9 protein-coding genes are annotated in these 11,708 nt (G+C 63.5%); 2 read left to right on the forward strand and 7 right to left on the reverse strand.

Going from position 1 to position 11,708, the window contains the following annotated elements:
• Window positions 1-183: 183 nt before the first annotated feature.
• From ACN9MZ_RS22825 to ACN9MZ_RS22840, 4 genes are all read right to left on the reverse strand, one after another.
• Window positions 184-651: a GNAT family N-acetyltransferase gene (locus tag ACN9MZ_RS22825; RefSeq protein WP_426339157.1), complete on the reverse strand. Its 468-nt coding sequence runs from the start codon at window positions 649-651 to the stop codon at window positions 184-186.
• Window positions 635-1,516 carry a hypothetical protein gene (locus ACN9MZ_RS22830; RefSeq protein WP_426339158.1) on the reverse strand — a complete coding sequence of 294 codons (882 nt, stop codon included), beginning with the start codon at window positions 1,514-1,516 and terminating at the stop codon, window positions 635-637. The genes ACN9MZ_RS22825 and ACN9MZ_RS22830 overlap by 17 nt, the downstream gene beginning before the upstream one ends.
• Window positions 1,506-2,375, reverse strand: a complete 870-nt coding sequence (locus tag ACN9MZ_RS22835) for a hypothetical protein (protein ID WP_426339159.1) — start codon at window positions 2,373-2,375, stop codon at window positions 1,506-1,508. The genes ACN9MZ_RS22830 and ACN9MZ_RS22835 overlap by 11 nt, the downstream gene beginning before the upstream one ends.
• Before the next feature lie 61 nt (window positions 2,376-2,436).
• On the reverse strand, window positions 2,437-5,589 hold the full coding sequence (locus tag ACN9MZ_RS22840) for an error-prone DNA polymerase (RefSeq protein WP_426339160.1): 3,153 nt from the start codon (window positions 5,587-5,589) through the stop codon (window positions 2,437-2,439).
• A gap of 196 nt (window positions 5,590-5,785) precedes the next feature.
• On the opposite strand from ACN9MZ_RS22840, the gene ACN9MZ_RS22845 reads away from it, so the two are divergent.
• Both ACN9MZ_RS22845 and ACN9MZ_RS22850 read left to right on the forward strand, forming a co-directional pair.
• A complete protein-coding gene (locus ACN9MZ_RS22845) occupies window positions 5,786-8,164 on the forward strand; it encodes a TonB-dependent receptor plug domain-containing protein (RefSeq protein WP_426339161.1) in 2,379 nt (792 codons plus the stop codon).
• 213 nt (window positions 8,165-8,377) lie between these two features.
• Complete coding sequence (locus ACN9MZ_RS22850) at window positions 8,378-8,569, forward strand: hypothetical protein (RefSeq protein WP_426339162.1); 192 nt, start codon at window positions 8,378-8,380, stop codon at window positions 8,567-8,569.
• Here the strand turns inward: ACN9MZ_RS22850 and coaD are convergent.
• The 3 genes from coaD to ACN9MZ_RS22865 are packed head-to-tail and all read right to left on the reverse strand — an operon-like array spanning window position 8,552 to window position 11,705.
• Window positions 8,552-9,682, reverse strand: a complete 1,131-nt coding sequence (gene coaD, locus ACN9MZ_RS22855; protein ID WP_426339163.1) for a pantetheine-phosphate adenylyltransferase — start codon at window positions 9,680-9,682, stop codon at window positions 8,552-8,554. The genes ACN9MZ_RS22850 and coaD overlap by 18 nt on opposite strands.
• Before the next feature lie 29 nt (window positions 9,683-9,711).
• Window positions 9,712-11,046, reverse strand: coding sequence for an ATP-binding protein (locus ACN9MZ_RS22860; protein ID WP_426342948.1), 1,335 nt, complete (start codon window positions 11,044-11,046; stop codon window positions 9,712-9,714).
• A complete protein-coding gene (locus tag ACN9MZ_RS22865) occupies window positions 11,046-11,705 on the reverse strand; it encodes a response regulator (protein ID WP_057261227.1) in 660 nt (219 codons plus the stop codon). The genes ACN9MZ_RS22860 and ACN9MZ_RS22865 overlap by 1 nt, the downstream gene beginning before the upstream one ends.
• Window positions 11,706-11,708: the final 3 nt, after the last annotated feature.

Consider the following 11,708-nt stretch of genomic DNA (forward strand, 5'->3'; position numbering starts at 1 on the left):
TGCATTCTGGCCACTTGCGTCCGCACGAGAGCGATGACGGCGCAGTGGCCGGGAAAGTTCCTCATAGATGACCCGATGGACGATGGACTGCGGCTTTTCCCATCAATCCCATCTTGGCGCCGTTTTCAAAGCAAAGTTAGGGGTAAGCCCATACCAGTACCGCATTCTCTGCGGTAGAGTGCCTTAAAGGTCGAGGCGCATCGGGATAAAGCGTATACCGTGCATTTCCGCCAGCGGGCCGGTTGCCGTGAAGCCCAGATGGCGGTACATGGCTTCGGCAAAGGTCGAGGAATTCACGGTGAAGTTGCCCGGGTTGCCGCGCGCCAGCGCACCGTCGCGTGCCAGCTCCCACAGCCGCCTGCCTACGCCCTGCCCATGCCATGGCGACCCTACGTAAAGGCTAAACAGGTGCGAGTTGCTACGCACTGCGACCACGCCGGCCAGCGCTTCGCCGTCGAACGCCAGCCGGTAGCAATAGTTTTCGTCTTGCAGGTTGCGGCGAATGATATCGGGCGACAGCGATGCCAGGAATTCTTCCGCGCCGCTTCCATCCGGCTCAATGGTCAGGTAGGGCTGCAGCGACAGGATCAGCGCACTGATCGCCGATGCATCATCGGCAACTGCTGGCCGAATCTCAAACTCCCGGGACAATGTTCTCTCCTTCGACCAGCACATAGCGCCCGCCATCGAATTTGTAGCGCGCCATGCCTGCTACGTCCTTGCGCTTGCGCGCCTGGGTTTCCGGTGCATTCTCCGGCTTATCCTCTTCATGGCCGGTAAAGCGCACCACCAAGTCGTCATACGCCGAACCCTCGCGCTTTTCAAATTGCCACTTGCCCTCGACCGACCAGCAATGTGTACTGTCCTCTCCGCAGTCCCCGTCATTGTTCGAAAACATCGACACGCCATTGTCGGTCAGGTCGTGCATGGCACCGTCGGTCAGGTCGAAGGCCGACAGCGAGCCGATAGCTTGCCCCATCCAGACCCCGCCATGCATCACGACAAATCCGGGCTTCCCTTCCCCCAGCGACACCCACTGCACTTCGTCAAAGCGGCCGCTCGAACCGAGTGCAGCAATGTTTTCATGCCGTGCTTCGACCTGCCACTTGTCGCCGGCTTTGCGCAGCACGTAGGCGCTGAGAAAACCGGGCGAACTGTGGCCCGTCATGACTTCGCCGTCATCACCCAGCAGTTCCGCGTCGGCCACGACAACCATCCGTCCATCGGGCAATTCCTGCATGGCGACCGGCGCAAGAAGGTACTTGCCCTTTTCGTTACGCTGCTCAGGATCGGGCATATCGACTTCCATATAGGCCTCTTGCGCGCCCTGCCCCCCATATACGGCGCGCAGCAATTCCATCATGCGGAGAACCTTGGGATCGACCGGCTTTTTAGCTTCAGCCACGGCTTGCGGCGCTGACGCCGGCGTCGCCGCTGGCGCAGGCTGCGGCGCCTCAATCCTGGTGCAGGCGGCGAGGAGCAAGGCCGCGCCTAGCAATGCCAGCTTATTCGCCATAAGATGCCTCCACAAGATTTTCGCCGCTAACGAGATGGATGCCTTTCTCGCTCAAAGAATAGCGTGCCGTCGATGAGACCTTGCGTTGCTCGCGCGGCCCAAGTGCGGCAAGATAATCTTCGTATGATGGCTCAGCGCCGGGTTGCTCCCAGAGCGCACCCGCCTTGTCAGTAGCCTCTTTCGACCTTTGCTCGTCAACACCTGAGAAAGCGATCTCCAGGTCGGCAAACGCCTGCCCTGTTTTCTGCACCAGGCGCCATTCGCCGCTGATATTCCAGCAGTGCGGGCGTTCGCCTTCGCAATCGCCATCGTTATCCGAGTGGACAAGGATTGGCTTGCCGGCCAGGGTGCGCATGTCTTTCGCCGTCAGGTCGAACAGCGCCAGCGACTTCACCGATTGGCCGCGATTGCCGCTCGCGTCGACGATTGCAAAGCCAGGCTTGCCGGCCCCCAGCATCAACCAGGTCAGCTCTCCGGCGAAGCCATTGCTGCCCATTTCCGTGATCGACTCGTGCCGCCGGCTGACCTTCCATTTTCCATCGACCTTGTCCAGCAGGTAGGCGCTGATGGTCGCCTGCAGCGCCATATCGCGCATGCCAGGCTCCGGACTGTCGGCAGGAATTTGGCTGATGACCAGCGCCGCCTTGCCGTTCCCCAGGTCTTTAAAGCCAAGCACTTCGAGTCCTTGGGCGAGTCCGGCATCGCCGAAGATCGCGCGCGACAAAGCCTTTTCAAGATCGTTTTCTTCTTGGGGAGCGGCGGGTGCCACGTCTTTCTGGGCAGCCGGTTTGGTTTCTGGAGTTCGCTGGCAAGCAGCCAGCAGGCATAAAGCAAGAAGTGATATCAATTTTCCATTCATGCAAAAATTTTATCACCACCGACCCACGCACATTGTCGTCAAATATCACGCAGGCGCCGGCTTACTGGAAGTCGCGGCTGGCGGTGGGCAGGCGCCCGAGCAGGTGCGACAGATCGACCAGGCGGCGCGCGACCAGGTGGCGCACGATGCCTTCCTGTTGCCACACACCGTACACGCCGAGCAGCGAAGAGCCCAGCACTTCGCGCCGGTATTTTTCCACCAGGTCGGGCCAGACGATCACGTTGACGTAGCCGGTTTCGTCTTCGATGGTAACGAACAGCACGCCCTTGGCAGTACCGGGCCGCTGGCGGCCGGTGACGATGCCGGCACCGCGCGCCAGCTGGTTGTTGCTGAAAGTGTTCAGCACCTCGGCCGGCAGGAAGCGCTTGGCCAGCAGCGCCGGGCGCAGCAGCGCCAGCGGATGGCGGCCCAGCGTCAAGCCTTGCGAACGGTAGTCGCCAAGGATTTCTTCGCCCTCGGTTGGCGGCACCAGTTGCGGAGTTTCCTCCTCCACTTCGGTCGGGCGCAGCAAATCCTTGTCCGGCACCGCGCCCGCCGCATCCCACAGCGCCTGGCGGCGATTGCCGGCCAGCGAGCGCAAGGCATTGCCGCCGGCCAGTACCTGCAGGTCGTGGCGATTGAGGTCGGCGCGCCGCGCCAGTTCAGTCACGCTGGCAAAAGGCTTGATCGCGCGCGTTTCCTCGATACGCAGCGCGGCTTCGACGCGCATGCCGCGCAGCAGTGCCATGCCGAGCCGCACCGCAGGCTGCTCTTCCCCTGCCCGCTCTTCCAGCGAAGATTCCCAACCGCTGCAAGTGATGTCGACCGGCCGCACTTCAATGCCATGCCGCTTTGCATCCTGCACCAGTTGCGAAGGCGAATAAAAGCCCATCGGCTGGCTGTTCAGCAGCGCACACAGGAAGGCGGCCGGCTCGTGGCACTTGATCCACGAGCTCACATACGTCAGCCATGCAAAGCTGGCTGCGTGCGATTCGGGGAAGCCGTATTCGCCGAAGCCTTGTATCTGCTGGCAGATCTGCAAGGCAAAGGCTTCGTCATAGCCGCGATCCACCATGCCCGACACGATGCGCGTCTGGTATTTTTCCAGGCCGCCCTTGCGCTTCCATGCGGCCATCGAGCGCCGCAACTGGTCGGCCTCGCCTGGCGTGAAACCGGCGGCATCGATCACTACCTGCATCACCTGCTCCTGGAAGATCGGAACGCCCAGCGTGCGGCCCAGCGCTTTCTCCAGTCCCGGCGGGTAATCAACCTTTGCCTTGCCCATGCGCCGCTGCAGATAAGGGTGCACCATGCCGCCCTGGATCGGACCGGGCCGCACGATGGCCACTTCAATCACCAGGTCGTAGAACACTTGCGGTTTCAGGCGCGGCAGCATGCTCATCTGCGCCCGCGATTCGATCTGGAACACGCCAATGGTGTCGGCCTGGCAGATCATCTCGTAGGTCGCGCGGTCTTCGCGCGGCACATCCTGCATGGTGAAGATTTCGCCACGGCGCGCGCTGACCAGATCGAAGGCGCGGCGCAACGCGGACAGCATGCCCAGCGCCAGCACGTCCACCTTCAGCAGGCCAAGTTCTTCCAGGTCGTCCTTGTCCCACTGGATCACGCTACGCTCTTCCATGGCCGCGTTTTCGATCGGCACCAGCCGTGACAGCTTGTCCTGCGAGATGACGAAGCCGCCGACGTGCTGCGACAGGTGGCGCGGGAAGCTGAGGAATTGCAGCGCCAGGTGGGCCCATTGGTGCGCCACCGGCGATTCCGGATCCAGCCCGCATTCGGCAAAGCGCTCCATCAGCTCGTGCTTGCGGTCGAACCAACGGTGCGACTTGGCGACCTTCTCGACAATTTCCAGGTCGACGCCGAGCGCCTTGCCGCTGTCGCGCAGCGCGCTCTTGGTGCGATAGCAAATGACTGTCGCAGCCAGCGCCGTGCGGTGACGGCCGTATTTGCGGTAGATGTACTGAATGACCTCTTCTCGCCGCTGGTGCTCGAAATCGACGTCGATGTCGGGCGGCTCGTCGCGCTCGATCGACATAAAGCGCCCGACCACGCTATTGCCCAGCGCGGGATCGACTTCGGTAATTCCAAGGCAGTAGCAGACGGCCGAATTGGCGGCCGAGCCCCGTCCCTGGCACAGGATTTCCTGCGAGCGCGCATAGCGCACAATGTCGTACACCGTGAGGAAAAAGTACTCGTACTTCAGTTGCCCAGCCAGCGCCAGCTCTTCCTCGATCTGGTTTTGCACATTGGCCGGCACGCCGGCCGGATAGCGGCGATGGGCGCCGATATAGGTTTCCTGGCGCAGGAAGCTGGATGGCGTATGCCCTGGCGGAATCAATTCGTTCGGATATTCGTAGCGCAGTTCTTCCAGCGAGAACTTGCACATATCGGCAACGCGCATGGTCTCTTCCAGCACCTCCGCCGGATAGACGTTGGCCAGCCGCAGCCGCGAGCGCAGATGCTGCTCGGCGTTCTGCCCCAGTTCATATCCGCATTCGCTGACCGGCTTGCCGAGCCGCACCGCCGTCAAGGTGTCGTGCAACGGCTTGCGCGAGCGCACATGCATGCACACGTGCCCGGCCGCGACTACCGGCAAGGCATGCTGCAGCGAGACTTCCTCGATCGCTGCACCGTGCGCCTCGTCGAAGGCGCGGCCCAGCATGATGGTGGCGAGCCAGGTGCGCTCGCCAAAAGTGGCAGCCATCCAGGAAGCCTGCTGGTGCAGGCGCTCCACCTCGGCCGGGTATTCCGGCAGCAGGAGCAGCAGGCAATCCGGCAGGCCGCGCAAATGTTCGCGCTCCGGCGGCGGCTTGGCGAAATCGTCCGGATGCAGTTGATAGCTCCCCTTGTCGGCACGCATGCGGCCGAGGGTGATCATTTCCGAGAGATTGCCGTAGCCATTGCGGTTGGTGGCCAGCGCCAGCAGGGAGAGCGCGGGACTGCCATCGGCATGCGTCAGGTGGAAATGGGCGCCAATCAGCAGCTTCAGGCCGGCCTGCTTGGCCTCGCCATGCGCGCGTACCACGCCGGCCAGCGAACATTCGTCCGTGATGGCCAGCGCGCCATAGCCGAGTTTTACCGCACGCTCCACCAGCTCTTCAGCATGGGAAGCACCATGCAAGAATGAAAAGTTTGTCAGGCAAAACAGCTCCGCATAGGCGGGCAGCCCGGCGCGCGATGACTGTATGTCCATACAGTATTCTACACTGACTCCAGCCATCCGTGCCACCCGGGTCGCCGCCGTTGCCCTTGCTGTTCCTCGCGGCGGCGCGATGGAATACGTATGATCCGCAGCCGTGGCGTAGTTGCAACGCAAACTTGTCATTTGTGAACGCTGTACAAATGTAGTTCGGCTAGAATCAAAGGCAATTTTTCCCAGGAGCAAAAAATTGTCAAGTCCTTCGATTCTGCGTAAAGCCGTTCTGACCGCCCTGTATGGTGCGAGTGCCCTGTCTGCCCTGCCTGTGGCGGCACAAACCCAAGCCGATTCTGGCGACCTGACCGTGGTCAATGTGGTCGGTTCGCGCCGCGCGACCAGTTCCCTGACCGATACCGTGGCGCCGGTCGATGTCATCTCCCTGACCAAGGCTTCCGAGCAAGGCGCGCAGTTCGACCTGGCACAGACCCTGACCTTCATTTCCCCATCGTTCAACTCGACCCGCCAGACCGGCGCGGACGGCGCCGACCTGGTGGACTCCGCAGCGCTGCGCGGCCTGAGCTCGGACCAGACCCTGGTGCTGGTGAACGGCAAGCGCCGCCACACCTCATCCCTGGTCAACATCTTCGGCGCGCGCAACCGCGGCGCCACCGGTACCGACATGAACGCCATCCCCGTGATGGCGATCAAGGACGTGCAAGTGCTGCGCGACGGCGCCGCTGCCCAATACGGCTCCGACGCGATTGCCGGCGTGATGGACATCGGCCTGAAAAAGAACGTCGGCTGCGAATCGGCGGTCGGTTACGGCCAGTACGGCGCGGGCGACGGCAAGAACTGGCTGGCATCGGCCTACTGCGGCTTCGCCGTAGCAGGCGGCACCGTCGGCATCACCGGCGAATACCTGGACCGCGGCCGCTCCAACCGCGCCGAGGAAGGCAACCCGCGTACCATTGGCGATTCCAAGTCCAAGAACAAGACCGTCTACGTCAACGGCGAAATCCCGGCCGGCCCTGGCCGCGTCTACTTCACCGGCGGCGTCCAGCAGCGCGACGCTTCCAGCGGCGCCTGGGCGCGCAATGGCACCGACGACATCCCGACCCGCAACTCCGCAGCCATGTACCCGAACGGCTTCGTCCCGTTCATCAACGGCGACCTGGACGACCGCTACGCCATCTTCGGCTACAAGCAGAAGGTCGGCGACTGGAATGCCGACCTGTCGCAAACCTACGGCTACAACCGCCTGAAGTACAACATCAGCAACACGCTGAACGCCTCCATCGCCAACCTGGACCTGCTGAACGGCGGTAAGGGCATCAGCCCAAGCTCCTTCAACGCCGGCGGCTTCTCATTCCAGCAGTCGACCACCAATTTCGACATGAATCGCTACTTCGAAGGCCTGGTTGGCGAAGGCCTGAACGTGGCGTTCGGCGCCGAGTACCGCGCCGAGAAATACAAGATCTTTGCCGGGGAACCTGGTTCCTACATCGATGCCGACGGCGTAGGCATCGGCGGCAATGCCGGCAGTCAGGGCTTCCCGGGCTTCCGTCCTGGCGACGCGACCGACGCCAAGCGCCATAGCAACGCCGCCTACATCGACCTGGAAGCGGACCTGACCCAGAAAGCCCGCCTGCAAGGCGCCCTGCGCTGGGAGAAGTACAGCGACTTCGGCTCCACCGTCACCGGCAAGATCGCCGGCAGCTACCGCGTCGCCGATCCAGTGCTGCTGCGTGCATCGGCATCGACCGGTTTCCGCGCACCATCGCTGCAGCAGGCTTACTTCTCTTCGACCTATACCGACTTCGTGGGCGGCGTGCCAACCGATATCTCGATCACGCCGGCCGTCGGCCCGGTAGGCAAGGTGGCCGGCCTCGATCCCCTGAAAGAAGAGAAATCGCGCAGCTTCACCCTGGGCGCCACCTGGACCCCGAACGCGGACCTGTCGGTCACCGCCGACCTGTACCACATCAAGATCAAGGACCGCATCGTGCTGTCCGGCCAGTTCAACCAGGAGAACTACCCTGCCCTGGCGGACAGGCTGGCGACCATGGGCGTGGGCGCCGCGCAATTCTTCGTCAACTCGGTCGACACCAAGACCCAGGGTCTGGACCTGACCGCATCGCACAAGAGCACTGTGCTCGGCAACAAACTGACTACCTTCCTGGCCGCCAACTTCAGCAAGACCGAAGTGACCGACATCCACGCCCCGGCCGCGCTGCAAGGCTTTGAAGACGTGCTGCTGTCCGAACGCGAACGCCTGTTCCTGGAACAGGGCGGCCCGCGCCGCAAGGCCACCTTGGGCTTCGACTACGTGACCGGCCCGCTGGAGACCAACTTCAAGATCATCCACTTCGGCCCGCAGACCCTGGGCACCTGGAGCGGCACCGCAGCTGGCGTGCCGAACCAGAAATACGAAGCGAAGACCTCGGCCGACCTGGGCTTCACCTACGCCTTCAACAAGAACGCCAAGCTGAGCTTCGGCGCCGCCAACATCTTCGATGTGCACCCGACGCCGCAAGATCCGAACGAAACCGACAACGGCTTCAAATACGAGAGCGTGCAATTCGGCCTGAACGGCGTTTCCTACTTCGCCCGCCTGCACGTCAAGTTCTGAGCCTAACGGCCCAGCCCGTGTCCCACCGTGGGGTCACACCCGAAACGAGACACGGGCTCCGCTGCAAGACGGCCGAGCTTGTGTCCCGAAACGGGTGTGACCCCATGGTGGGACACGGGCTCTTGCGTAGAGTTTGACTTAGCGCAAAGACTGCTGCGGTCAGTTGATGCAATGTGGAATCACATTCCACTCGGAGGAGGTGCTATGGCTGCAATGACGATCCACCTGGCTGGCGACGTTATTTCTGCAATCGCCAAATGGGCGCCGATAGAGCAAATGTCGGCGGAAGAATTCATCCTCAGCGCCGTTTCCGAAAAGTGCGCGAAAGCGACCGCACTGGAGGAAGTGGAGAGCTTCTGGCGCGACCTCGCCCTCCCCTTGCCCGCCCTACCTGTTCGAAATTAGGGCCAGTTCGGCGCCCATGTTCGCAATCGCCGCGCCAGTGTAGGTATCGGTGAAATAAGGATCGGCGAACAGCGTGCCCGCTTCTGCCTTGCCGCGCAAATGCGCGAGGATCTGCGCGCGCTGGCTGTTGTAGCGTTCTTCCGGCACATGGGCGTATTCGGCGCGGATGCCGCGTGCATAGGCCTGGTACACCTCGGCTTCCTGGCCGAGGATGGCCAGGTCGACCGACAGCATGGTGTCTTTCAGCGGATGCGCAATGGCGCCGCCCTGGAAGTGGTCGGTGGCGCGGACCAGCGTCGCCACTTCGTCGGCGCGCCCGGCGACCGGCTCCAGGCCGCTGCCCAGCCACAGGCGTGCGCTGGCTTCTTCATTCGTGATGTCGCCGGCGCCGTGGGCATACACGGCGTCGTGGAACCAGAAGGCGGCTTTGACCAGGGCCACGTCGGCTGGTGCCGCACCGGTATTGGCGGCCCATGCGCGAATCTCCGCCAGGCCGTGCACCAGGTGGTCGAGGTTGTGGTAATGGCGGTCGGCGCCGCCGTAGGCTGACGCGCCGGTCACGCGTTCAAACCAGTCGGCAGAATGGGGACGCTCGCGCCACAGGCTGTCCCATTCCTTGCGCAGCCAGGCCAGAATCCAGGCCTGGTAAGCCGGCGCGGGGACGAATTTCTTCATGGTCCAGTTCCAGCCCACCGGGCCTTCCAGCGCCTTGACGAAGCTGGAGCTCACCGAACCGAGGTCGCGCGGCGGCATCACGAACAGCGTCTTGGCGCCGCCGATCACTTCCACATTGGTTTGCTGGATCAGGTTTTCGTAATCGAAATCGGCGGTGCTGCGGATGCCGCGGATCAGGTAGTCGACGCCGTTGCGCTTGGCCACGCGCGCCGTATATTCGCTCTTGACGATCTGCACGCTAACATTGCCCCAGCCCCGCTCCGCGCAACTGGCCAGCACGATGGCCTTGCGTTCCTCGGCCGAGAATTTGGGCGCCTTGGTGGAGTTCTCGGACAGGAAGACGACCACTTCTTCCGCGAGTGAACGCGCTTCGCCAATGACCCACATATGGCCGTTGGTGATAGGGTCCAGAGTCCCCGAGAAACCGATCTTCTGCATGCCCTGCTCCGCTTGTCGAAAACGACATTCTAGCGCGGGGCAAACTCCACCGTCACTTTCAGGCCGCCCAGGCGCTCCGAGGCGTCCAGCGCCAACCCGGCCCCATGCCGTTCGGCGATGGCGCGGATGATGGCCAGGCCAAGTCCGCTGCCCTGCGCTTCGCTGCCCGGCACACGGTAGAAGCGGTTGAACACGCGCTCGCGTTCTTCCGCTGCGATGCCGGGGCCGCTGTCTTCCACCACCAGCCGCGGCCCGGCGCCGCCCGCCGCGCCCAGTACCGAGACGTCGACCGTGCCCCCGGCCGGCGTGTACTTGACCGCGTTGTCGACCAGGTTGCGCAGCAAAATCACCAGGGCGTCGCCCTGCCCCTGCACGGTCGCCTCGTCGGCCTGCTCCAGGCCAAGGTCGATATTGCGCGCTTGCGCCGCGCCAGCCATGTCGCCCACCGCGCGCTTGGCCAGGTCGGTCAGGCTGACCGGCTCCAGCCTGGCGTCGGCCGCTTCGGTGCGCGCCAGCACCAGCAATTGCTCGACCAGGCGCGAAGCCCGTTCCACGCCAGCGGACAGGCGGCCGATCGCCACGTCGCGCGCTTCGCTGCAATCGGCGCGGGCCAGGCTGAGGATTTGCAGCTTGAGCGCGGCCAGCGGCGTGCGCAGCTCGTGCGCGGCGTCGGCCACGAAGTTCTGCTGCGCCTCGAAGGCTGTCTGTACGCGGGAGAACAACAGGTTCAGTTCCTGCACCAGCGGCCGCACCTCATCGGGAAGGTCGGCATCGGACACTTCGGACAGGTCGTCGGCCTTGCGCGAGGCCAGTTGCCGCTGCACGCGCGCCACCGGCGCCAGCGAACCGGAGACCACCCACCACACCACCAGCATCAGCACCGGCGCCATCAGCGCGATCGGTCCCACGGTGCGCAGCGCCAGCGTTCCCGCCATGCGCTTGCGCACCGCCAGGTCCTGGGCGATCTGGATGGTCTGGGTCGCGGTCTGCGCCGAGAACACGCGGTAAGTCGTGCCATTGGCGCGCACATTGGAGAAGCCCAGCACCGCGCGCTGCGGCAGCTCGGCCCGCGACAGCGAACGGAATACCTGGATGCCGTCCGGCGTCCACACCTGCACCACCATCTCGTCGTTGCCGGGATCGTTGGGGTCGCGGTTGCCGGTGGCTGCCATCGGCGCATTGGAGCGCAGCGACATGGCCATCTGCTGCATGTGGTAGTCGAAGATCTGGTCGGCGTCGTTCAGCGCGGAGCTGTAGGCGATCATGGCCTGCGCCACGGCCGCCATGGTGATCGCCGCCAGCAAGAACCATAGCAGGCGCCCACGCAGCGAGTGCGTGACGTTGACCTTCGGGACCGCCATCATCATGCTTTAGGCACCATGTAGCCGAGGCCGCGCACGTTCTGGATCAGTTCCGACCCGAGCTTCTTGCGCAAGCCGTGGATATACACTTCAACTGCATTGGAATTGACTTCGTCCTTCCAGCTGTACAGCTTTTCTTCCAGCTGGGCGCGCGACAGCACGATGCCGGGGCGCGCGATCAGCGCTTCCAGCACCGCCCATTCGCGGGCCGACAGGCTGACCGGCTGGCCGTTGGCAATCACTTCACGCGTTTGCGGGTTGATCGACACGCCCTTGTGCTCGAACACCGGTTCGGCCCGGCCGGCCGCGCGGCGCAGCAAAGCGCGGATACGCGCCAGCAGCTCGTCCAGGTCGTAAGGCTTGAGCACGTAGTCGTCGGCGCCGGCATCCAGGCCGGCAATGCGCTGCTCGACCGCGTCGCGCGCGGTAGCCACCAGCACCGGGGTCAGCTCCTTGCGCGCACGCATCGAGCGCAGGACTTCCAGCCCGTCTTTCTTCGGCAGGCCCAGGTCCAGCAGCACCAGGTCGTACGTCTGGGTTTGCAGGGCCGTATCGGCCATGGCGCCATCCTTGACCCAGTCGACGGCGTAGTGCTCTGCCCTGAGCAGGTCGAGCACTACCTCGCCGATCATCGTGTCATCTTCTACCAGCAGGAGGCGCATTGT

The organism is Pseudoduganella sp. S-14 (assembly GCF_049913285.1).
GTDB lineage: Bacteria > Pseudomonadota > Gammaproteobacteria > Burkholderiales > Burkholderiaceae_D > Rugamonas.

Coding starts and splice junctions, on each gene's coding strand:
- ACN9MZ_RS22850 (WP_426339162.1), top strand. CDS start 8,378: ATGACGATCCACCTGGCTGGCGACGTTATTTCTGCAATCGCCAAATGG.
- ACN9MZ_RS22835 (WP_426339159.1), bottom strand. CDS start 2,375: ATGAATGGAAAATTGATATCACTTCTTGCTTTATGCCTGCTGGCTGCT.
- ACN9MZ_RS22865 (WP_057261227.1), bottom strand. CDS start 11,705: ATGCGCCTCCTGCTGGTAGAAGATGACACGATGATCGGCGAGGTAGTG.
- coaD (WP_426339163.1), bottom strand. CDS start 9,682: ATGCAGAAGATCGGTTTCTCGGGGACTCTGGACCCTATCACCAACGGC.
- ACN9MZ_RS22840 (WP_426339160.1), bottom strand. CDS start 5,589: ATGGACATACAGTCATCGCGCGCCGGGCTGCCCGCCTATGCGGAGCTG.
- ACN9MZ_RS22860 (WP_426342948.1), bottom strand. CDS start 11,046: ATGATGGCGGTCCCGAAGGTCAACGTCACGCACTCGCTGCGTGGGCGC.
- ACN9MZ_RS22830 (WP_426339158.1), bottom strand. CDS start 1,516: ATGGCGAATAAGCTGGCATTGCTAGGCGCGGCCTTGCTCCTCGCCGCC.